General features: G+C 68.8%; 18 protein-coding genes. 8 read left to right on the top strand and 10 right to left on the bottom strand.

What is annotated here, in order from left to right; all coding sequences use genetic code 11:
- Nucleotides 1–51: 51 nt before the first annotated feature.
- From J2848_RS31710 to nirB, 3 genes are read right to left on the bottom strand one after another with little or no spacing between them, the layout of a single operon-like run.
- Nucleotides 52–2,691: a molybdopterin-dependent oxidoreductase gene (locus tag J2848_RS31710; protein WP_425458715.1), complete on the bottom strand. Its 2,640-nt coding sequence runs from the start codon at nt 2,689–2,691 to the stop codon at nt 52–54.
- A 46-nt stretch (nt 2,692–2,737) separates the two neighbouring features.
- A complete protein-coding gene (gene nirD, locus J2848_RS31705) occupies nt 2,738–3,130 on the bottom strand; it encodes a nitrite reductase small subunit NirD (protein WP_149234710.1) in 393 nt (130 codons plus the stop codon).
- Between the two features lie 6 nt (nt 3,131–3,136).
- Nucleotides 3,137–5,644 carry a nitrite reductase large subunit NirB gene (nirB, locus tag J2848_RS31700; RefSeq protein WP_376992686.1) on the bottom strand — a complete coding sequence of 836 codons (2,508 nt, stop codon included), beginning with the start codon at nt 5,642–5,644 and terminating at the stop codon, nt 3,137–3,139.
- A gap of 810 nt (nt 5,645–6,454) precedes the next feature.
- On the opposite strand from nirB, the gene J2848_RS31695 reads away from it, so the two are divergent.
- The 4 genes from J2848_RS31695 (at nt 6,455) to J2848_RS31680 (ending at nt 11,613) form a co-directional block, all read left to right on the top strand.
- Nucleotides 6,455–7,858 (top strand): CmpA/NrtA family ABC transporter substrate-binding protein, encoded by a 1,404-nt coding sequence (locus J2848_RS31695; protein ID WP_211103313.1) that lies wholly within the window; start codon nt 6,455–6,457, stop codon nt 7,856–7,858.
- A gap of 44 nt (nt 7,859–7,902) precedes the next feature.
- Nucleotides 7,903–8,982: an ABC transporter permease gene (locus tag J2848_RS31690; RefSeq protein ID WP_149234708.1), complete on the top strand. Its 1,080-nt coding sequence runs from the start codon at nt 7,903–7,905 to the stop codon at nt 8,980–8,982.
- 28 nt (nt 8,983–9,010) lie between these two features.
- A complete protein-coding gene (locus J2848_RS31685) occupies nt 9,011–10,675 on the top strand; it encodes an ABC transporter ATP-binding protein (RefSeq protein WP_149234707.1) in 1,665 nt (554 codons plus the stop codon).
- Nucleotides 10,676–10,776: 101 nt separating this feature from the next.
- A complete protein-coding gene (locus J2848_RS31680) occupies nt 10,777–11,613 on the top strand; it encodes an aldo/keto reductase (protein ID WP_149234706.1) in 837 nt (278 codons plus the stop codon).
- A 28-nt stretch (nt 11,614–11,641) separates the two neighbouring features.
- Here the strand turns inward: J2848_RS31680 and J2848_RS31675 are convergent, their stop codons facing one another.
- The 7 genes from J2848_RS31675 to fliF form a co-directional block, all read right to left on the bottom strand.
- Nucleotides 11,642–12,352: a hypothetical protein gene (locus J2848_RS31675; RefSeq protein ID WP_149234705.1), complete on the bottom strand. Its 711-nt coding sequence runs from the start codon at nt 12,350–12,352 to the stop codon at nt 11,642–11,644.
- 131 nt (nt 12,353–12,483) lie between these two features.
- Nucleotides 12,484–13,512 carry a flagellar motor switch protein FliG gene (locus J2848_RS31670; protein ID WP_149234704.1) on the bottom strand — a complete coding sequence of 343 codons (1,029 nt, stop codon included), beginning with the start codon at nt 13,510–13,512 and terminating at the stop codon, nt 12,484–12,486.
- Between the two features lie 9 nt (nt 13,513–13,521).
- Nucleotides 13,522–13,806: a hypothetical protein gene (locus J2848_RS31665; RefSeq protein ID WP_246194353.1), complete on the bottom strand. Its 285-nt coding sequence runs from the start codon at nt 13,804–13,806 to the stop codon at nt 13,522–13,524.
- A gap of 4 nt (nt 13,807–13,810) precedes the next feature.
- Nucleotides 13,811–14,587 (bottom strand): flagellar type III secretion system pore protein FliP, encoded by a 777-nt coding sequence (gene fliP, locus J2848_RS31660; protein WP_149234702.1) that lies wholly within the window; start codon nt 14,585–14,587, stop codon nt 13,811–13,813.
- Between the two features lie 172 nt (nt 14,588–14,759).
- Nucleotides 14,760–15,098: a flagellar motor switch protein FliN gene (gene fliN / locus J2848_RS31655; protein ID WP_149234701.1), complete on the bottom strand. Its 339-nt coding sequence runs from the start codon at nt 15,096–15,098 to the stop codon at nt 14,760–14,762.
- Nucleotides 15,099–15,119: 21 nt separating this feature from the next.
- The gene (locus J2848_RS31650) at nt 15,120–15,794 is read right to left on the bottom strand and encodes a FliH/SctL family protein (RefSeq protein WP_149234700.1); all 675 of its coding nucleotides are present in this window, start codon (nt 15,792–15,794) and stop codon (nt 15,120–15,122) included.
- Nucleotides 15,794–17,518: a flagellar basal-body MS-ring/collar protein FliF gene (gene fliF, locus J2848_RS31645; protein ID WP_246194351.1), complete on the bottom strand. Its 1,725-nt coding sequence runs from the start codon at nt 17,516–17,518 to the stop codon at nt 15,794–15,796. The genes J2848_RS31650 and fliF overlap by 1 nt, the downstream gene beginning before the upstream one ends.
- 188 nt (nt 17,519–17,706) lie before the next feature.
- Between fliF and J2848_RS31640 the strand changes: the two genes are divergently transcribed.
- From J2848_RS31640 to J2848_RS31625, 4 genes are read left to right on the top strand one after another with little or no spacing between them, the layout of a single operon-like run.
- A complete protein-coding gene (locus J2848_RS31640; RefSeq protein WP_246194349.1) occupies nt 17,707–18,249 on the top strand; it encodes a flagellar basal body-associated FliL family protein in 543 nt (180 codons plus the stop codon).
- 19 nt (nt 18,250–18,268) lie between these two features.
- The gene (fliM, locus tag J2848_RS31635) at nt 18,269–19,435 is read left to right on the top strand and encodes a flagellar motor switch protein FliM (protein WP_149234698.1); all 1,167 of its coding nucleotides are present in this window, start codon (nt 18,269–18,271) and stop codon (nt 19,433–19,435) included.
- Entirely contained in the window at nt 19,416–20,066 is a 651-nt protein-coding gene (locus J2848_RS31630; RefSeq protein WP_149234697.1) for a DUF6468 domain-containing protein, read from the top strand. The genes fliM and J2848_RS31630 overlap by 20 nt, the downstream gene beginning before the upstream one ends.
- Entirely contained in the window at nt 20,063–20,806 is a 744-nt protein-coding gene (locus tag J2848_RS31625; protein ID WP_149234696.1) for a MotE family protein, read from the top strand. The genes J2848_RS31630 and J2848_RS31625 overlap by 4 nt, the downstream gene beginning before the upstream one ends.
- Nucleotides 20,807–20,811: the final 5 nt, after the last annotated feature.

The following is a 20,811-nucleotide window of genomic DNA, read 5'->3' as shown; positions in this document are numbered from 1 at the left end:
CCGATCCTCGCGAAGCGCGGGACCAAGAGGCGCGCCAAAGCCGCGAGACCATCAAGCCACTTCGCGCTGGTGGGCATGACGAAGCACCTCCTTGAGTTCGGGCACGCAGGAACCACAATTCGTGCCGGCCTTCAATGCCGCGCCGATCTCCGCCACGCTGGTCAGCCGGCGGTCGCGGATGGCGCCGACCAGCCGGTTGATGCCGACGCTGAAGCAGGCGCAGACGATCCGCCCCTCATCCGCGGCAGCCCCCGGCGCCCGCCCGGCGAGCAGCCCGGCCCGCGCGCCATCGTCCAGCCCCTCCGCCTCCAAAAGCCCGGCGAGCCAGCCGCGCGGCGGCAGACGCCCGTCGGCCGCGACGAACAGGCAGGCGTCCAGCCGGTCCCCATCCATCCAGGCCATCCGCAGACCGCCGCGCGCATGATCGCGGAACTCCACCACCGCCTCGGCGGGGTCGAGGCCGGGCATCCAGGCCGCAAGATCGGGGATCGCCCCCATCCCCGCCATCTCCACCAGATGGCCGCCCGTCACCGCGCGGCGGGCCCAATAGCCGCCATGGGCCGGCTCGACCGCCCGGCGGGTCAGCAGGAAGGCGGTCCAGTGCGGCCGCCAGGGCTCCACCGTCGCCGGCATCCGCTTCAGGTCGGGCTGGCCGGAGAAGGGGTCCACCGCCTCGTCGTCGATCAGCCGGCCGATGACGCAGCCGCCGGTGAAGCGATCGGTCCAGTGCATCGGCAGGAAGACGGTGCCTTCGCCTTGAGCCTCGGTGACGCGCACGCGCGCCAGCGCCTCTCCCGCCGACGTGGCGATGCGGGCCAGCCCGCCATCCGTCAGCCCCCGCGCCGCCGCATCCGCCGGGTGGACGTCCAGCCGGGGCTCCGGCGCATGGGCCGACAGCCGCGCCGACAGGCCGGTGCGGGTCATGGTGTGCCACTGGTCGCGCAGCCGCCCGGTGTTCAGCAGCAGCGCCCCGTCCGGCACCACGCGCGGCAGCGGCTTCGCCGTGATCGGCAGCAGCCGGGCGCGCCCGTCTGCGGTGAAGAAGCGGCCATCGCCGAACAGCCGCTTCTGCGGCTCGCTCCCCGCCCGCCAGGGCCAGGGGAAGGGCGCCAACGCATCGTACCCGGCACCGTCCAACCCACTCAGCGCCCCGATGTCGAAAGCGCGGGTCCCGCCATTCTCGAAATCCGACAGCGCGGCATGCTCGCGGAACACCGCGGCGGCGCTCTCATAGGGGAAGGCGTCGGCGAAGCCCATGCGGCGGGCGACCTGGGTGACGATCCACCAGTCGGCCTGCGCCTCCCCGGCGCCGTCCCTGAAGGCGCGCTGGCGCGAGATGGTGCGGTCGGAGTTGGTGACGGTGCCGTCCTTCTCGCTCCAGCCCCTGGCCGGCAGGCGGATATGGGCGAAGCGGCCGGTGTCGGTGTCGCGGATACAGTCGGAGACCACCACCGTCTCGCAGCTCTCCAGCGCCCGGCGCACCCGGCCGGCATCGGGCATGCTGACGGCGGGATTGGTCGCCATGATCCACACCGCCTTGACCGTCCCGGCCTCGATGGCGCGGAACAGGTCGACCGCCTTCAGCCCCGGCTTGTCCGCCACGCGCGGCGCCTGCCAGAAGCGGCCGACCCGGTCGACCTCTTCCGCCGTGAAGCCCATATGGGCGGCCAGCTGGTTCGCCAGCCCGCCGACCTCGCGCCCGCCCATGGCGTTCGGTTGCCCGGTGACGGAGAAAGGGCCGCAGCCCGGCCGGCCGACGCGCCCGGTCAGGAAATGCACATTGAGGATGGCGTTGACGGTGTCGCTGCCCTGGGAGGACTGGTTGACCCCCTGGGAATAGACCGTCACCACCCGGTCTGTCGCGGCGAACTCGGCGTAGAAGGCGGCGACCTCCGCTTCGGCCAGCCCGCAGCGGCGGGCCACCGCCGCCACATCGGGCGCATCGGCGCGGGCGGCGGCCAGCGCCTCCTCCACCCCCTCGGCATGGGCGGCGGTGAAACCGGCATCGCGATGGTCCTGGCTGTCGAGCCAGGCCAGCAGGCCGTTGAACAGCACCGCATCGGTCCCGGCCTTCAGCGCCAGATGGCGGTCGGCGGCATCGACGCAGTCGGTCCGCCGCGGATCGACCACGACGATCCGCGTGCCGCGCTCCGCCCGCGCCGCCAGCAGCCGCTGGTGCAAAACCGGATGGCACCAGGCGAGGTTCGATCCCACCAGCACCACCAGATCGGCGCACTCGAAATCCTCGTAGCTCCCCGGAACCGCGTCGGCGCCCAGGCCGCGCTTGTGCCCGACCACCGACGAGGCCATACACAGCCGCGAGTTGGTGTCGATGTTCGCCGAGCCGATGAAGCCCTTCATCAGCTTGTTGGCGACATAATAATCCTCGGTCAGCAACTGACCGGACACATAGAAAGCGACCGAGTCCGGCCCATGCTTGGCAATGGTGTCGGAAAAGCGCCGGGCCACTTCGTCCAGTGCCTCGTCCCACGACACGCGCTTGTCACCGATCTCCGGATGCAGCAACCGCCCGTCCGGCAGCAGGGTGTCGGCCAGCGCCGATCCCTTGGAGCAGAGCCGCCCCCGGTTCGCCGGGTGGTCGGCATCGCCGCGCACGGTCACGGCGCCATCGGCCGCCACCGTCGCGATCACCCCGCACCCGACCCCGCAATAGGGGCAGGTGGTCTTCACCTCCCGTTTCGGCCCGGAGGACGGCCCCCCAATGGGATCTGGCCCGTCAAACATGGCCGCAGGCCTTGCGGCAACCGCTGCGCGACAGTTTGGCCTCACCCAGCGCGATGGCGACGCTGCGCCCCTCCACCCGCACCGGGACATGGCCGGTGCGGCCCTCGTCGGGGGCGACGGCCTCGCCGGTTGCCAGCTCGATCACCCAGTTGTGCAGCGGGCAGGTGACGCGGCGGCCATGGACGATGCCCTGGGACAGCGGCCCCTGCTTGTGCGGGCAGGCATCCTCCAGCGCAAACACTTCGTCGGCCGCCGTGCGGAACAGCGCGATGTCACCGTCGGGCGTGCGGACGACGCGCGACCCCAGCACGGGGATGTCGTCGATGCTGCCGACCTGGGTCCAGACAGTCTCAGAGATGGCGGTTTCCATGATGATGCTGTCCATGATCGGTTACCCCACTTCGGCGAGCAGATTGAATTCGTGACGGTCGACGCCCTTGGCGGCGCGCTCCGCCCAGGGGTCGTCCTGCGAGAAGGTCTGCGAGAACAGGAAGCGCGCGTTCAACGCCCGACGCCGCTCCGGATCCTCGACCAGCGCCGCCTTGATGTGGTCGAGACCGACCCGCTCCAGCCAGGGTGCCGTGCGCTCCAGATAGCGGGCCTCCTCGCGGTAGAGCTGCATGAAGGCGCCGGTGTATTCCAGCACCTCCTCCTCCGTGGCGACGCGGACCAGCAGGTCGCAGGCGCGGACATGCAGACCGCCGTTGCCGCCGACATGCAGCTCATAGCCGCTGTCGATGCACACCACGCCCAGGTCCTTGATCGTCGCCTCGGCACAGTTGCGCGGGCAGCCCGACACCGCCAGCTTGACCTTGTGCGGGGTCCAGGTGCCCCAGGTCATCCGCTCCAGCTTCACGCCCAGCCCGGTCGAGTCCTGCGTGCCGAAGCGGCACCATTCCGAGCCGACGCAGGTCTTCACCGTACGCAGCCCCTTGGCATAGGCGTGGCCCGAAACCATCCCCGCGGCGTTCAGGTCGGCCCAGACCGCCGGCAGATCCTCCTTCTTCACGCCGAACAGGTCGATGCGCTGGCCGCCGGTGACCTTCACGGTCGGGATGTTGAACTTGTCCACCACATCGGCGATGGCGCGCAGCTCCGCCGCGTTGGTCAGGCCGCCCCACATGCGCGGCACGACCGAATAGGTGCCGTCCTTCTGAATGTTGGCGTGGGCGCGCTCGTTGATGAAGCGCGACTGGTAGTCGTCCCGGTACTCGCCCGGCCAGGCGCACAGCAGGTAATAGTTCAGCGCCGGCCGGCAGGAGGCACAGCCGTCGGGCGTCGTCCATTCCATCGCCTGGAAGACGTCGGCCATGGTCTTCAGCCCGCGGTCGACGATGGCCGCCCGCACCTCGTCATGGGTGTGGTGGGTGCATTTGCACATCGGCTTGACCTTCGGCGCCGCCGTGAAGCCGTCGCCCAGCGTCACCGCCAGCAGCCGCTCCACCGTGCCGGAACAGCCGCCGCAGGAGGCCGAGGCCTTGGTGTGCGCCTTCACCTCGTCCAGGCTGGTCAGGCCCTTTTCGGTGATCGCCTTGACGATGGCGCCCTTGCACACGCCGTTGCAGCCGCAGATCTCGGCACTGTCGGGCAGTGCTGCGATGGCGGCGTTCGGGTCGCCGGCATCGGCGCTGCCGAAGCCCTGCCCGAAGATCATGGTGTCGCGCTCGGCCGAGACGTCGGCGCCGTCCTTCAGCAGCGAGAAGTACCAGGCGCCGTCCTTGGTGTCGCCGTACAGCACGGCCCCCAGCAGCTTGCCGTCCTTCAGCACCAGCCGCTTGTAGACGCCGCGCGCCGCGTCGCGGAACACGATGTCCTCGGTCCCCTCGCCACCCGAGAAATCGCCGGCGGAGAAGACATCGACGCCGGTGACCTTCAGCTTGGTCGAGGTGACGGAGCCGGCATAGGCAGCCCCCTCCCCGCCCGCAAGGTCGTGGGCCAGCACCTTCGCCATCTCGAACAGCGGGGCGACGAGCCCGTAGGTCAGGCCGCGATGCTCGACGCATTCGCCAACGGCATAGATCGACGGGTCGCTGGTGCGCATCTGGTCGTCGACGCGGATGCCGCGCCCGCACTCCAGCCCCGCCGCCTTGCCCAGCGCCATGTTGGGACGGATGCCCACCGCCATGACGACGATGTCGGCCGGCAGTTCGCGCCCGTCCTTCAACCGGACCGCGCTGACCCAGTCTTCGCCGACGATTTCCGCCGTGTCGGCACCGGTCAGCACCTCGATGCCGCGGCGCTCCAGCTCGCGTTGCAGCAGCATGCCGGCAGAGGGGTCGAGCTGGCGTTCCATCAGCGTCGGCATCAGGTGGATGACGGTGACGTCCATGCCCTTGACCCGCAGCCCGTTGGCCGCCTCCAGCCCCAGCAGGCCGCCGCCGATCACCACGGCGCGGCCGCCCTTCGCCGCCGCCGCCAGCATGGCGTCGACATCGGCCAGATCGCGGAAGCCGATGACGCCCGGCAGGGTCGATCCCGGCACCGGGATGATGAAGGGCATCGATCCGGTGGCGATCAGCAGCCTGTCATAGGGAACGACCCGGCCGGACTGCGAGACCACGGTCTTGCCCTCGCGATCGATGCCCTCCACCGGTTCGCCGGTCAGCAGGGTGATGCCGTTGGCGTCGTACCACTCGCGGCTGTTCAGCACGATCTGGTCGAAGGTCTTCTCCCCCGCCAGCACCGGCGACAGCATGATGCGGTTGTAGTTCGGAAGCGGCTCGGCCCCGAAGACGGTGATGTCGAAGCGGCCGGGCGCCTTGGCCAGCAGCTCTTCCACCGTCTTCATGCCGGCCATGCCGTTGCCGACCACCACCAGCCGCTCCCTGGCAGGGCCGGCGCTCAGCAGTTCGGCCTCGTTAAGTTCGACGGCGGGCCCGTTGTTCGATGAGAGATGCATGTCCATGGCGCGTCTGCCTCGTCTATCGTGTCCGGCCTGCTGCAAAGTCAGGCACGGGGCCAAAAAGAAAGGCGTCCGAACGGGCAGCATCCCTACCCCGCGAGTGAAGCGCGAAGGCGGTTGCATACCTGTTCGGACGCCGTTGTCCGGGCGGTTCGTCGTCGAACCAGAGCCAAATCCGCGCGTCGTCGCGTCGGCTTCGGCAGTGTCGCGGGCACTGGCGACGTTGCTGGCGCCCGCTGTTGTCTCGCCATTCCCTTCGCAATCCGCGTGCCAATCGCCGCAGCCATGGGTCGGCGCCGGAAAATCCCAAGCATTCCGCGGAGTCCTGCCTGGATTCGCACCCAAGACTTAGGTGCCTGTTTTTAGGTCATCCCTAGGTACTGCACAAAGGATGACCACACAGCCTTGTGTGCGCCGCAAAAATCGGCAAACGGCATAGCCGACCCGAAAGGGGCTTCATACCTTCCGCTGGGTCACAACCAGCAAAACCAGCCACTCCGGCCGATTTTCCAGCAAAAGCCATCCTTTGGCATGAGGCTTGCGAAGAGGGAGGCCAGAGACGCGCCAACGACGGTGCGTGCATCCCAAGCGTCCAATGATGGGCCAGCCCCGGCAGTGTTGCCGACCCCGGTATCGACAGGCCTTGCAACAAGGCTTTTCCGGTCGATCCCGCTGGACGCGTTCGACGGCCACGGTGCACCACCACCATCTGCCCGAAAAACAGCCAGTCCGGGACTTGCCCAGAAAAACGTCACCGGTGTCGCACACCCGACCGCTGGTCCGGATTTCAGAGATGGAGCAACCGACGTGGCCCATACCTCCCGCACCACCTCCCACCCTTTGCGCCACCTTCTCGCATCCGCTGCTGCGGCCGTCGCCCTGACCGCAGGCGTCTCTGCCCATGCCGCCGCGCTCGACGTCGAAAAGGACCAGCTGAAACTCGGCTTCATCAAGCTGACCGACATGGCCCCACTCGCCATCGCCGTGGAGAAGGGCTTCTTCGAGGATGAAGGCCTCTCCGTCACGCTGGAGCCGCAGGCGAACTGGAAGGTCCTGCTCGACCGCGTGATCTCCGGCGAGCTGGACGGCGCCCACATGCTGGCCGGCCAGCCGCTGGGCGCCACCATCGGCTTCGGCACCAAGGCGCATATCGTCACCGCCTTCTCGATGGACCTGAACGGCAACGGCATCACGCTGTCGAACGACGTCTGGCAGAAGATGAAGGCCAACGTGCCGAAGGGGGCCGACGGCAAGCCGGTCCACCCGATCAAGGCCGACGCGCTGAAGCCGGTGATCGCCCAGTACAAGGCCGACGGCAAGCCCTTCAACATGGGCATGGTCTTCCCGGTCTCGACCCACAATTACGAGCTGCGCTACTGGCTGGCGTCGGGCGGGATCAACCCCGGCTTCTACAGCCCGACCGACGTGTCGGGCCAGATCGGCGCCGACGCGCTGCTGTCGGTCACCCCGCCGCCGCAGATGCCGGCGACGCTGGAGGCCGGCACCATCTACGGCTACAGCGTGGGCGAGCCATGGAACCAGCAGGCGGTGGTCAAGGGCATCGGCGTGCCGGTCATCACCGACACCGAGATCTGGAAGAACAACCCCGAGAAGGTCTTCGGCGTCACCGACGACTGGGCGAAGAAGAATCCCAAGACCCATCTGGCCGTCGTCAAGGCGCTGATCCGCGCCGCCCAGTGGCTGGACGAGAACAACAACGCCAACCGCGCAGAAGCGGTGAAGATCCTGGCAAAGCCCGAATATGTCGGCGCCGACACCAAGGTGATCGCCAACTCGATGACCGGCACCTTCGAGTATGAGAAGGGCGACAAGCGCGACGTTCCCGACTTCAACGTCTTCTTCCGCTACAACGCGAACTATCCCTTCTATTCCGACGCCGTCTGGTACCTGACCCAGATGCGGCGCTGGGGCCAGATCGCCGAGGCCAAGCCCGACAGCTGGTACGACCAGACCGCGCGCAGCGTCTACAAGCCGGACATCTTCCTGCAAGCCGCCAAGCTGCTGGTCGAGGAAGGCAAGTCGAAAGAGGCCGACTTCCCGTGGAAGAGCGACGGCTACAAGCCGGTCGACAACGGCTTCATCGACGGCATCCCGTACGACGGCCACAAGCCGAACGACTATCTCGCCAAGCAGCCCATCGGCCTGAAGGGCGACCAGAAGATCGAGGGCGGTCAGGTGGTGGGCGGGTAAGCGCCCCCACGTTCCCCCACCACCGACAGCCAGGAATTCCCGCCATGACCAGCCTGACCGACACCGCCTCCGACCTCGCCCGCGCCCAGCGCAAGGCCCGCCGCGCCCATGCGCTGAACCGCATCGCTTCCGCCCTGACCACCGTCGGCCTCGGCTGGCTGTCGCCGCTGCTGCGGCTCGCCGCCGGCGAGAACCCGCGCCAGCAGGGCATCGAGCTGTGGCGCCAGATGGGCATCCCGCTGACCGCCATCCTGCTGTTCCTCGCCGCCTGGGGCTGGGCCGCCCCGCAGGTGCAGACCAGCCTGGGCGCCATTCCCGGCCCGGCCCAGGTGTGGGAGCAGGCGACCAACCTCTACGCCGACCACAAGGCCGAACGCGCCAAGGAAGCCGCCTTCTACGAGCGGCAAAGCAAGCGCAACGCCGAGATTCTGGCGAAGGACCCGAAGGCGGAGGTGAAGACCCGCCCCTATGCCGGCAAGCCGACCTACATCGACCAGATCTTCACCAGCCTGAAGACGGTCTTCACCGGCTTCCTGCTCGGCGCCCTGGTCGCGGTGCCGCTGGGTGTGGCCAGCGGCCTGTCGCCGACCGTCAACGCCGCCATCAACCCGCTGATCCAGATTTTCAAGCCGGTGTCGCCGCTGGCCTGGCTGCCGCTGGTCACCATGGTGGTCAGCGCCACCGTGTCGGGCAGCGACCCGCTGTTCGAGAAGTCCTTCCTGACCTCCGCCATCACCGTCACGCTGTGCTCGCTATGGCCGACCCTGATCAACACCGCGGTCGGCGTGTCCTCCATCGACCGCGACCTGATGAATGTCGGCAAGGTGCTCCAGCTCTCCGGCTTCACCATGGTCCGCCGCCTCGTGCTGCCGTCGGCGCTGCCCTACATCTTCACCGGCCTGCGGCTGTCGCTGGGCGTGGGCTGGATGGTGCTGATCGCGGCGGAGATGCTGGCGCAGAACCCCGGCCTCGGCAAGTTCGTCTGGGACGAGTTCCAGAACGGCTCCTCCAACTCGCTGGCCAAGATCATGGTGGCGGTCTTCACCATCGGCCTGATCGGCTTCCTGCTCGACCGCGTGATGCTGGCGCTCCAGTCCGCCGTCAGCCACAGCCCCGCCCGCTGAGCCCTTCGAGACTAAGGAGACGACGACCATGGCGATCCTGGACCTGAAGGGTGTGTCGAAGTCCTACGGCGGTACGCAGGTGCTGCGCGACATCGACCTGTCGATCGAAGAGGGCGAGTTCGTCGCCATCGTCGGCTTCTCCGGCTCCGGCAAGTCGACCCTCATCAACCTGATCGCCGGTCTGGCGATGCCGGATGCCGGCGAGGTGCTCTACCGCGGCAAGCCGGTCACCGGGCCGGGGCCGGAGCGCGGTCTGGTCTTCCAGTCCTATTCGCTGATGCCCTGGCTCAGCGTGAAGGAGAATGTCGCCCTGGCGGTGGACGCCGTCCACAAGGCCAAGGGCGGTGCGGAACGCGGCGTGCTGACCCGCCGGGCGGTGGAAACGGTGGGTCTCGGCCACGCCACCGACCGCCGGCCGAAGGAACTGTCGGGCGGCATGCGCCAGCGCGTCGGCTTCGCCCGCGCGCTCGCCATGAGCCCGGAGATGCTGCTGCTGGACGAGCCGCTGTCGGCGCTCGATGCCCTGACCCGCGCCAAGCTCCAGGACGAGATCGAGGCGATCTGGCGCAAGGACCGCAAGACCGTCATCCTCATCACCAACGATGTGGACGAGGCGATCCTGCTGGCCGACCGCATCATTCCGCTGACGCCGGGTCCGAACGCCACGCTCGGCCCCGCCTTCACCGTCGATCTGCCGCGACCGCGCGACCGCACCGCCGTCAACCATGACGAGGACTTCAAGCGCCTGCGCGCCGAGGTCACCGCCTACCTGATGGAGGTCGGCGTCGCCCGCGGCACCGGCGGCGATGATGGCCTTGTCCTGCCCGACGTGAAGCCGACCACCGCCGCCCCGCCGCCCAAGGCCTATATCGAGGCGATGGGCGGGCGCGGGATGGAGGACCGCTATCTGGAATTCAGCCGGCTCACCAAGACCTTCGCCACGCCGAAGGGTCCGCTGACCGTGGTCGACGGCTTCGACCTGAAGATGCGCAAGGGCGAGTTCGTCTCGCTGATCGGCCATTCCGGCTGCGGCAAGTCCACCGTGCTGTCGATGGTCGCCGGCCTCGCCGACATCACCAGCGGTGGCATCATCCTGGACGGCAAGGAGGTCGACGGTGCCGGCCCCGACCGTGCCGTGGTGTTCCAGGCCCCCAGCCTGTTCCCCTGGCTGACCGCCTACGAGAACGTCATGCTCGGCGTCGACCGCGTCTTCCCCCATGCGAGCAAGGGGGAGCGCGCCGACATCGCCCGCTACTATCTCGCCCGTGTCGGATTGGGCGACAGCATGGACAAGAAGGCGTCGGAGCTGTCCAACGGCATGAAGCAGCGCGTCGGCATCGCCCGCGCCTTCGCGCTGTCGCCCAAGCTGCTGCTGCTCGACGAGCCGTTCGGCATGCTCGACAGCCTGACCCGCTGGGAGTTGCAGGAGGTGCTGATGGAGGTGTGGGCGCGCACCAAGGTCACGGCGGTCTGCGTCACCCACGACGTGGACGAGGCGCTGCTGCTGGCCGACCGGGTGGTGATGATGACCAACGGCCCGAACGCCAAGATCGGCCACATCCTCAGCGTCGACATCCCCCACCCGCGCACCCGTCAGGCCCTGCTGGAGCACCCGCGCTATTACGACTACCGGGAAGAGCTGCTGAACTTCCTGGAAGGCGGCCATGCCGGGGTGCCGAAAAAGGCGGCATAACGTCGTCCCATCCCCCGGAAAGCCCACCGAAGACGTATCGACAAGCTGGCCCCGCGAGGCCAGCTTGTTGTCTTTCGGCATGACGGACGAGGGAGACCAGGATGAAACGCGTGACCCTGCCGGACGGCACCGAGGTCCCGGCCCTCGGCCAGGGCACCTGGATGATGGCGGAGGGACGCGGCGACCGCGCCGCCGAGATCGCCGCACTGCGGGCCGGCATCGACCGCGGCCTGACCCTGATCGACACCGCCGAAATGTATGGCGACGGCGCCTCGGAAGAGCTGGTGGGCGAGGCCATCGCCGGCCGCCGCGACGGGCTGTTCATCGTCACCAAGGTCCTGCCCAGCAACGCGTCGCGCATCGGCACGGTCAAGGCCTGCGAGCGCAGCCTGAAGCGGCTGAGGATCGACCGCATCGACCTCTACCTTCTGCACTGGCGCGGCGGCGTGCCGCTGGAGGAGACGGTCGAGGCGTTCCAATCGCTGATTCAGTCCGGCAAGATCGCCCGCTGGGGCGTCTCCAACTTCGACGTCGACGACCTGGAGGAACTGGCGGAGGCTACCGATCTGCACGGCTGCGCCGCCAATCAGGTGCTCTACAATCCCGAACACCGCGGCATCGAATACGACCTGCTGCCGTTCCAGCACACCGCGCGCATGCCGGTGATGGCCTACTCCCCCATCGGCCAGGGCGGCCGCCTGCTGCGCTCCCCGGCATTGCTGGCGGTGGCGAAGCGCCATGACGCGACCCCGGCACAGGTGGCGATTGCCTGGGCCTTGCGGCAACAGGGCGTGATCGCAATTCCCAAGGCAGGATCCACGGCGCATGCCATCCAGAATGCCGACGCCGTCACGCTGACCCTGACCGCCGAGGATATCGCGGAGATCGACAAAGCCTTCCCGCCGCCCAAGCGCAAGCAGCCGCTGGCGATGATCTGAGGGGGCCCGAAGGGAGCGAACATACCCATCACAGCGCCACATCGGACGACAAGGGCTGGTCCAGCCCCAGCCACGCGTCGGCCAGCGGGCCGACGGTCAGGGTCCCCTCGATCCGGCAGTCGGCCAGGGCGGCACGGAAGCTTTCGTGCAGGTCGGCCAGGGCGGCGGACGGCAAGCCCATCGCCAGACGCAGGGTCACATCGAGCCGGCGGCCGGCCAGCGTCGCCATCAGCTGCACCGGTCCCAGCCGCGGGGGCCGGGCCTGGAGCACCAGGGTGACGCGGTCGGACAGACCGTCCTCGATCCCGACCGCACAGAGCAAGCTGTCGCCGCTGTCGAGCAGGGGCACGCGCGACAGCCGCCACAGCCGTCCGTCCACCGGCTGGAAACGCGAGGCCAGCGCCCGGTCGCAGTCGTCGATCAGCAGCCCGCCGTCAAGGTCCGTCAGCCGTGCCGCCGCGTCGGATCCCAGCCAGCCGCGGCAGCCACCGGCGGTCGCCGTCAGGAACAGGGCGAGTGCCGCGCCGAAAGTCGAATCGCAGCGCGGCAGGCAGCCGCGCGCCAGCGCCGCATCGGTCGGCGACAGCGAGTCCAGCAGGTCGAGCAGGCGCCGCACGAGCGGTCCGGCCTCGTCCCCGTCGTCCGGGATTTGAGCGGCGGGTGACGGTGCCGCGGCGAAATGCGCCGCCAGCAGGTCCGGCGGCGGCACATGCCGGGGGACGAGGTCGCGCCCCGCCATTCAAACGACCTCCATTCGGCAACCCTCCGCTCAGAGTCTGTCCGATGCTTATTGAAGCATCAGACAGACTCTCGCTTTTTGATTTTTCGTGCGATTCACGCTTCAGGCGATTCCGTCTGAAGCGATCGCGCTCAGTAGACCACGGTGTCGGCGTCGTCGGACTGCGGGATGATGATGGTGCCGTCCTCCGCCATCGCCTTGGCGACGCGGACGATTTCCGCCTGGGCGTCGTTGACGTCCCGCATGCGCAGCGGGCCCATGTTCTCGATCTCGTCCAGCAGGATCAGGCGGGCGCGTTCCGACAGGACCGACAGGAAATGGTCGCGCTGGGCTGCCGGTGCCCCCTTCAGCGCGATGGCGAGCTGGCCGGTGTCGCAACGGCGGATCACCGCCTGCAACGACACGCGGTCCAGCCGCATCAGATCCTCGAAGGTGAACATCAGCTGCTTGATGCGCTGGGTCGGCTCCGGCATCACCGTTTCCAGATCGTCGAAGATCTCGGTCAGGGTCTCGCGGTCGATGCGGTTGAAGATGTCGGCCATCCGCTCCAGCGAATCGTTGCCGTGGGTGCGGGCGTAATTCGCCATGAACTCGTTGTGCAGGATCGATTCGATGTCCAGCAGCACCTCGCGCTGGACCGATTCGATCTGGATCATGCGCTCGATCACCTCGGTGCGGATGACGGGAGGCAGCAGAACCAGCACCTTGGCGGCATGGTCGGCGCGCATCTTGGACAGGATGACCGCCGCCGTCTGGGGATATTCGCCGGCAAGATAGCTGGCGAGCACCCCCTCGTTCACGTTGGACATCTTCTCCCACATGGTGCGGCCGGCCGGGCCGCGGATCTCGCCCATGATCTCCGTCACGCGGTCGGCCGGCAGGAAGCGGTTCAGCATCCGCTCCGTGCTGTCGTAGGAGCCGACGACCGAGCCGGCATTGGCGAAGCGTTCGGTGAAGATGCGCATCAGCGTCTCCACCAGATTGGAGGTGACGTTGCCAAGCGTCGCCATCGCCCGGCTGACGAGGCGGATTTCGTCCTCGTCCAGCCGCTCCATCAGCCGCGAGCCGCGCTCCTCGCCCAGCGCCAGGAAGATGACGGCGCTCTTCTCGATACCGGTCAGGCTCTTGTAGTTCTCACGGATCTTGATCGGCGATCCCATGGCGGCACCTCAGAAGGAGTAATCGGCGGAGGGGGCGGAGGGCGGGTTGGTACCGGACGCGTCGGCCGCCGGCAGGGCCAGGGCGCGGTCGTGGCGGAAGGCGACCGCCATCACCGCACCGGCCACCAGCAGCAGCGGGTGCGGGATCAGCGGGTTGGGGTCGAGGGCGGCCAGCAGCCCGGCGACCGAGCCGTCCTCCGGCACCGCAACCCCACGGCGACGGGCCAGCGCGAGCAGGCTGTCGGCCAAGCTGGCGGAAGGGCTGGGGGCGGGGCTGTCCGCTTCTTCTTCCATCGGCTCACACCCCATAGGAGCGGATCAGGCTGCCGGCGATCAGGAACCAGCCGTCGGTCAGCACGAAGAAGATGATCTTGAAGGGCAGCGCGATCATCACCGGCGGCAGCATCATCATGCCCATCGCCATCAGGATCGCCGCCACCACCATGTCGATCACCAGGAAGGGCAGGAACAGCAGGAACCCGATCTCGAAGGCGCGGCGCAGTTCCGACAGCAGGAAGGCCGGCATCAGCAGCCGCAGATCGACGCTCTCCGCCGTCACCGGCCGCTCGTCCTTCGCTTGGGCGGCGTCCTCGCCGGCCGGTTTGGGCTTGGCGGTGAAGGCGGCGAAGGCGGCCAGATCGCGGTCTCGGACATGCGAGGCCATGAAGCCGCGGAACGGCTCGATCATGCGCTCCAGCCCCTGCTCCTGCGTCACCTGCTCGTTCAGCAGCGGGCGCAGGCCGTCCTGCCACGCGCTGTCGATCACCGGCCCCATGATGTGGAAGGTCAGGAACATGGCGAGGCTGACCAGCACCATGTTCGGCGGCGACTGCTGAAGGCCCAACGCGGAGCGCAGCAGCGACAGCACGACGATGATGCGGGTGAAGCAGGTGACCATGATCAGCAGCCCCGGCGCGACGCTGAGCACCGTCAGCAGCACGATGCCCTGGACGATCCGCCCCGACAGGCTGGCCCCGTCCGCCAGCGAGCCCAGCGCCCCGAGATTGAGGTCGAGCGGCGCCGCCGCGGCCGGGCCGGTAGCGAGGAGGAGGGCGAGGAGGATCAGGAAGCGCATGCGGGGGCTTTCGGGGGGTTCCCCCTCTCCCCCCGGGGAGAGGGTCGGGGTGAGGGGGATGCACAGGATGGATAGGCAAGGATGCGAGGTGCTGCTCAGCCGGTTACGACACGCCGCGCGACCCCCTCACCCTAACCCTCTCCCCATGGGGGAGAGGGAATTCTCCCGCCCCTCAGTCGATCTCCAGTTCCGTCCGCACGATCTCGGTCAGTGTCACGCCGAGCCGCTGGTCTTCCACGATCACCACCTCGCCGCGGGCGACCAGACGGTGGTTGACCAGCACCTCGACCGGTTCGTCCACCTTGCGCTCCAGCTCCAGCACGGCGCCGCGGCCGAGCTTCAGCAACTGCGCCACCAGCATGCTGGTGCGGCCAAGGACGACCTGCACGTCCACCGGCACGTTGTAGATGGCGTTCATCGGGCCGTCGTAAGGCTTATCGCCCATCTTTTCCTGGGCCTTCTCCGCCTGCTTGGGATCGTCGTCGAGCATGTCGAGGTTCAAGGGAGGCATGAGGGTTCTCGCTTCGAATCGTTAAGGGTCGGGCGACAGCGCCGGCTGCAAGGCGGCGATGGCACGGTCGGTGAAATCGGCGACGGCGGCCTCGAAGGCTGCCGGGTCGCGGCGGACGGAACCGGCGCCCCAATTCGCCTCCAGGGCACCGACGGCCAGCGCGGGGTCGCCCTGGATGTCGAGCCGGCCCTGGAAGACCCCCTGCCCCGCCAGCCGCTCTTCCAGCGGGCGGCAGAGCGAGGGGTGCAGGCGCAGGGTCAGCACCGGGGCCTGTCCGGCGGCGCGCAGGGCATCGGCGGCCAGCCGCTCCACCGCGGCGCGGGCCACCTGATCGAGCAGGCGCGGCGCCATGCGGCGCACCAGCGCCAGCAGGACGAAGGCGCCATCGGCCTCCAGCCGCTCCATCAGGGCGGCGTGGGCGGCGTCGAGCGCCGCCATCCGTTGCGCCAGCTGGTCAAGAGTGGCGGACAATTCCGCCTCGATCCGGCGGGCAGCGGACAGTTCGCCCTCGCGCCGTCCCTGAATGAGACCCTCGGCCAGGGCGGCTTCGCGGGCGCCCTCCAGCGCCGCTTGGTGGGCGCGTTCGGACAGGGTAGGCAGGTCGAGCGGATCGACGGCCTCGGCCGCCTCCGGCTCGGCCAGCATGGCGGGCGCGCCGAACCCCTGGTCGAAACGGTAGCGCGGGTAGGCGGCCATCACGCCACCTCCTCATAGAGCCAGGAGCGCAGGATATCGATGGCCTCGTCCGGATACTGGTCGACCAGCTCGCCCAACCGCCGGATAGAGGAGGCGCGGACGCGGCCTTCCACCGTGCGCAGCTCGATCAGCTGGTCCATCGTCTCCTCGATGCCCAACTGTGGCGTCACCGGCGCGGCGGCCAGAGCCGCGTCCCCCTCCCCGCCTTCGCCCAGCGCGGCACCGGCCGCGGCGGTACCGGCGGCGGCCGGGCCGGTCAACTGCGGCATGGCGCCGCCGGCCGGAGCCGCCAGCGCCGGGGCGGGCGCCTCCGCCACCACCGGTTCGGGCGCCGGGAAGACGCGGCGGATCAGCGGACGCAGGCCGACCAGGATCACCAGGGCCGACAGCACCAGCAGGATCACCCACTGGATCAGCGTCATGACGTTGCGGGTCAGCGTCTCGGCGATCTCGTCGCCCAGCGGGCGCGGCGCGAGGTCGGGCGCCAGATCGACGAATTCCAGATTGTCCACCGTCACCCGGTCGCCGCGCGCCTCGCTGAAGCCCATGGCCGAGCGAACCAGCTCGCCCAGGCGCTGAAGCTCCTCCGCCGTGCGCGGCTCGTACTGGCGGGTGCCGTCGGCGGCGGTCTTCCAGGTGCCGTTGACCAGCACGGCGACGCTGAGGCGGCGGACGTCGCCAGGCTCGATCACCGTTTCGCGGCTGACGTTGGAGATCTCGTAATTGACCGTCTCCTCCTGCCGCTTGCTGTCGTTGGAGGATTGCGGCCCCTGCGACTGGGCGCGCACATCGCGCTGCGGCAGGTTCTGCTCGGCGGTGACCGGCGGTTCGCCGTTGCTGTCCTGGCTGCGGTCCTGCTCCTGCACCGTCTGGGTGGAGCGGACGACCTGGCTGTTGGGGTCGAAGGTCTGGCTGCGCACCACCTCGCGCTTGGTCTCCACCTCGGCGGCGACCTGGACGCGGACGTTGCCGGCGCCGAGGCGGGCGGTCAGCATCTGTTCCACCGCGCGGGCGACGCGGGTTTCGGCGGCGACGCGCAGGCCGTCGGTGCGGGCCGACGCCAGCCCCGGCCCGTCATCCTCGGTCAGCAGAAGCTCGCCGGAGGAATCCATCACCGTCACGGCGCTGGGCTTCAGGTTGGGCACGGCAGCGGAAACGAGATGGCGGATCGACAGGGCCTGCTTGCGGTCCATCGCGGCGCGGCCGCGCATGCGCACCACCACCGAGGCGGTCGGCTTCGGCGCGCTGCGCGAGAACTCCTCGCGCTCAGGCAGGACGATGTGGACGCGCGCCGCCTCGACGCCCGACAGCGTCTCGATGGTGCGGCCGAGTTCGCCCTCCATGGCGCGCAGGCGGTTGATGCGCTGCATGAAGCTGGTGATGCCGAGCGGCTTGTCGGTGTCGAACAGCTCGTAACCGACGCCGCCATGCGACGGCAGGCCCTTTTCCGCCAGCGCCATGCGGACGCGGGAGACGTCGGCCTGCGGCACGCTGATCGTGGTGCCGTCGAAGCCGGCATTCACCGGCACGCCCATCTCCTGCACCGCCTTGGCGATGCGGCCGGCCTCCGCCGGTTCCAGGCCGCTGTAAAGGGCGGTCATGTGCGGCTGCGACAGCAGCAGCGCCATGCCGGCGACGGCCAGGACGATGCCGAGCCCGGTGCCCGCCAGCACGAGCAGCCGACCGCGCCCCAACGACCGCAAGGTGTCGATCAGACTGTCCACGGTTCCCCGCACCTTTAAAGTTTCTGAAAATCGGCGGGCCTAGTCTTCGCCCTGCGCACCCCATCACGCTAACGGCGCGACTTTTAAGCGGAGTAAAAAACGGGACTGCCGCTGAAGACAAAGCCTCTAAAACTTTAAAGACTACCCGGTTGACTAAAATTTTCGGCAATCGCCGGCGGGATGGATCGATGATTACACGGATCGGCATGGCAGGAACGGCGGCGGCGCGGGACGAAGTCCTGAACCGGCTGCGCGGATCGGGGCGGATCCTGGTGATCGCCCTGCCGGTGGTCCGGCTGCTGGCCGGTGTCGCGGCGCTGGCCGCGGTGGCGGCGGCCGGGCTTGGCGGCTATTGGCTGGCGGCCGGCACGCAGGCGGTGGAAAAGTTGTGGATGCCGTCGGCGGAGACCGCGCCGGCCGATGCCGTGGTCGAGCTCCCGGAACTGGTGGTCAACCTGCGCCGCGACACGCCCTCCCGCTTCCTGAAGATCGGCCTGTCGCTGACCGTCGCCGGCCGGGATCGCCCACGGCTGGAGCAGGCGATGCCGCAGCTGACCGACAGTTTGCAGGAGTTCCTGCGCAACCTGGACCAGGACGACCTGGAAGGGTCGGCCGGGCTGCACCGCCTGCGCAGCGAGATCAAGCGCCGCTTCAACCTGATCCTGTCCGACCCCGCCGGCCGGCGCGACGTCGTCACCGACGTCCTGCTGCGCAGCCTGCTCACGCAATAGCGATCCCCAGAGGCACCGGATGACCGATACCCCCGCCCCGCCCGCCCCCTCCCCGCTCGTCGCCACTCCCGCCGGAGAAGAGGATGCGGACTGGTCCGACGCCGCGTGGGAACTGGCCGCGGCCCAGCAGACCGCCCCGCCGGCTCCGCCTGCCGCCGAAGAAGCCGAGGCGATGCAGCAGGCGCTGGCCGGCCTGACCGGCGAGACAAAGACGCTGAGCCAGGAGGAGATCGACCGGCTGCTGAACTTCGCGGCACCGGAAGGCGGCGGGCCGGCGATGAGCGCCATCCAGCGGCTGGTCAGCTCGACCACGGTCAACAAGGACCGGCTGCCGATGCTGGACGTGGTGTTCGACCGCATGGTGCGGATGCTGAACACCTCGCTGCGCCAGTTCGCCTCCACCAACGTCGAGGCGTCGCTGTCGAAGATCGAGTGGCTGCGCTACACCGACTTCCAGGACGCCATCGAGCTGCCGGCCCTGATCGGCGTCGCCCGCGCCGAGCCGTGGGACAACCAGATGCTGGTGACCATCGACAGCGCGCTGATCTACTGCATGATGGACGTGCTGCTGGGCGGGCGGCGGTCGCGGCCGGGGCGGATCGACGGGCGCGCCTACACCTCGATCGAACGCAAGATGACCGAGCGGATGATGAAGGTGGTGCTCCAGGATCTGGGGCAGTCCTTCGACCCGCTGGCCCAGGTCGATTTCGTCTTCGACCGGCTGGAGGTGAACCCGCAGTTCGCCACCATCACGCGGGCCACCAACGCCATCATCCGCGTGCGCATCGCCGTGGAGGTGGAGCGCCGCACCGGCCACATCGACATCGTCATCCCCTATGCCACGCTGGAGCCGATCCGCGGCAAGCTGGTGCAGATGTTCATGGGCGAGAAGTTCGGCCATGACACGGTGTGGGAAAGCCACCTGAAGAACGAGCTGATGCGCTCCAAGCTGGAGCTGGTCGCCGTGCTGGCGGAGACCAAGGTGCCGCTTGGCGAGGTGCTGGCCTGGCAGAAGGGCCAGTCGCTGAAGCTGCGCATCAGCCCGGAGTCCACCGTCCTGGTCTTCAGCAAGACCATCCCGCTGTTCGCCGGCCATATGGGACAGCGCAACGACAACATCGCGGTGAAGATCGACACCGATCTCGACACCAAGCAGGAGCTGATCGATGGTCTCCTTTCTCATTGATGCGGCCCTGGCGGTGATGCTGGTCACGGCGACCGCCTATCTGGTCATCGTCAACAAGCGGCTGAAGCTGCTGCGCACCGGCCAGTCCGAGATCAACGCCCTGGTGTCGACCTTCTCCAGGTCGATCGACGACACCGACGCCTCGATGAAGCGCATGGTGGCGTCGGCGACGGAGATCGCCGCCCGGCTGTCCGACGAGCTGGACCGCGCCAAGGGCATGAAGGAGGACATGACGCTGATCCTGGGATCCTGCGAGCGCACCACCGCCCGCATGGAGGAATCGGTCCAGCATGCCCGCGCCCTGCTGCGCCGCCTGGATGAGGGCGCCATGCGGGCCACCCGCAACCGGACGCGGCCGGAACCGGCCGACGATGCCGGGACCGTGGCGAAGCCGCTGGATGCCGAACCGGTGCCGTCCTCTCCGCTGCTGTCGGCGCTGAAAGCGGCTGAAGCCGACAAGGGTGAGTTGGACAAGAGCGAGTTCCGGGCGCTGGAAACGGCCCTGCGCGCGGTGGCCGGACAGCCGACGGAGGTCCCCGCCCCCGCCCCTGCCTCGGCAAGCCCGGCGAAGGCCGCCGCCAGCGCCTTCTATGCCCGGCTGCGCACCGTCGGGTCGGAGGTGTCGGCATGATCCCGCGCATCCTGCCCATCACCCTGGTCGCCGTGCTGATGGTGCTGCCGCTGAAGCTCGGCGCCCTGGTCGACGGCTTCCCGGTGATCGCCCAGCAGTTCGACCGCGAGTTCGGCGCCCATGAGCGGCCCTGGGCGACCGATCTGAAGGCCACCGATCCGAAGGCGGCGGAAGCAGCCCCATCCCCGCCGGCGCCGGTTCCACTGCCGGCGTCCCCCCCCGTTGCGGAGGCTCCGCCGCCGGTGGTGCTGGCGCCGCCGAACTGTACCGATCCGCTGCTGCGCGCCGCCATCGGCGAACAGAAGGCCGACATGTCCGGCCGCCAGAATCGCCTGCGCGAGGCCGAAGCGGTGCTCGCCGCGACGGAGGCGCGGGTCGGAACGCAGATCCAGCGACTGAACGGCGTGAAGCGCGAGGTCGAGGCGCTGATGACCCAGCGCTCCACTCTGGCGCAGGAGGATTTGAAGCGGATGGTGGCGATCTATGAGGCGATGAAGCCGCGCGACGCCGCCCGCATCCTGACGGATATGGAAACGGATATGGTCGTCGACGTGCTGGACCGCATCTCCGAGCGCCGCGCCGCTCCGATCCTGGCCGAGATGGCCGACGCCAAGGCGCGCGAGGTCACGCGGCTGATCCTGCAACGCCGCGCCCTGCCCGGCGACCGCAAGGCCGCGCCGGCGGTGGTCGGTGCTTCGGTCCCGGTCACCACCGTTCCGCGCCCCACCCTGACGAATTGAGCGCC

Source organism: Azospirillum lipoferum (genome assembly GCF_024170005.1).
Taxonomy (GTDB): domain Bacteria; phylum Pseudomonadota; class Alphaproteobacteria; order Azospirillales; family Azospirillaceae; genus Azospirillum; species Azospirillum lipoferum.
The sequence above is the reverse complement of the archived record's forward strand: the minus strand, read 5'-3'. Positions and strand labels throughout refer to the sequence as shown.

Excerpts from the sequence above, each read along its gene's own strand:
- nirD (WP_149234710.1), bottom strand. The coding sequence starts at position 3,130 with ATGGACAGCATCATCATGGAAACCGCCATCTCTGAGACTGTCTGGACC.
- nirB (WP_376992686.1), bottom strand. The coding sequence starts at position 5,644 with ATGCATCTCTCATCGAACAACGGGCCCGCCGTCGAACTTAACGAGGCC.
- J2848_RS31690 (WP_149234708.1), top strand. The coding sequence starts at position 7,903 with ATGACCAGCCTGACCGACACCGCCTCCGACCTCGCCCGCGCCCAGCGC.
- J2848_RS31685 (WP_149234707.1), top strand. The coding sequence starts at position 9,011 with ATGGCGATCCTGGACCTGAAGGGTGTGTCGAAGTCCTACGGCGGTACG.
- J2848_RS31680 (WP_149234706.1), top strand. The coding sequence starts at position 10,777 with ATGAAACGCGTGACCCTGCCGGACGGCACCGAGGTCCCGGCCCTCGGC.
- J2848_RS31675 (WP_149234705.1), bottom strand. The coding sequence starts at position 12,352 with ATGGCGGGGCGCGACCTCGTCCCCCGGCATGTGCCGCCGCCGGACCTG.
- J2848_RS31670 (WP_149234704.1), bottom strand. The coding sequence starts at position 13,512 with ATGGGATCGCCGATCAAGATCCGTGAGAACTACAAGAGCCTGACCGGT.
- J2848_RS31665 (WP_246194353.1), bottom strand. The coding sequence starts at position 13,806 with ATGGAAGAAGAAGCGGACAGCCCCGCCCCCAGCCCTTCCGCCAGCTTG.
- fliP (WP_149234702.1), bottom strand. The coding sequence starts at position 14,587 with ATGCGCTTCCTGATCCTCCTCGCCCTCCTCCTCGCTACCGGCCCGGCC.
- fliN (WP_149234701.1), bottom strand. The coding sequence starts at position 15,098 with ATGCCTCCCTTGAACCTCGACATGCTCGACGACGATCCCAAGCAGGCG.
- J2848_RS31650 (WP_149234700.1), bottom strand. The coding sequence starts at position 15,794 with ATGGCCGCCTACCCGCGCTACCGTTTCGACCAGGGGTTCGGCGCGCCC.
- J2848_RS31640 (WP_246194349.1), top strand. The coding sequence starts at position 17,707 with ATGATTACACGGATCGGCATGGCAGGAACGGCGGCGGCGCGGGACGAA.
- fliM (WP_149234698.1), top strand. The coding sequence starts at position 18,269 with ATGACCGATACCCCCGCCCCGCCCGCCCCCTCCCCGCTCGTCGCCACT.
- J2848_RS31630 (WP_149234697.1), top strand. The coding sequence starts at position 19,416 with ATGGTCTCCTTTCTCATTGATGCGGCCCTGGCGGTGATGCTGGTCACG.
- J2848_RS31625 (WP_149234696.1), top strand. The coding sequence starts at position 20,063 with ATGATCCCGCGCATCCTGCCCATCACCCTGGTCGCCGTGCTGATGGTG.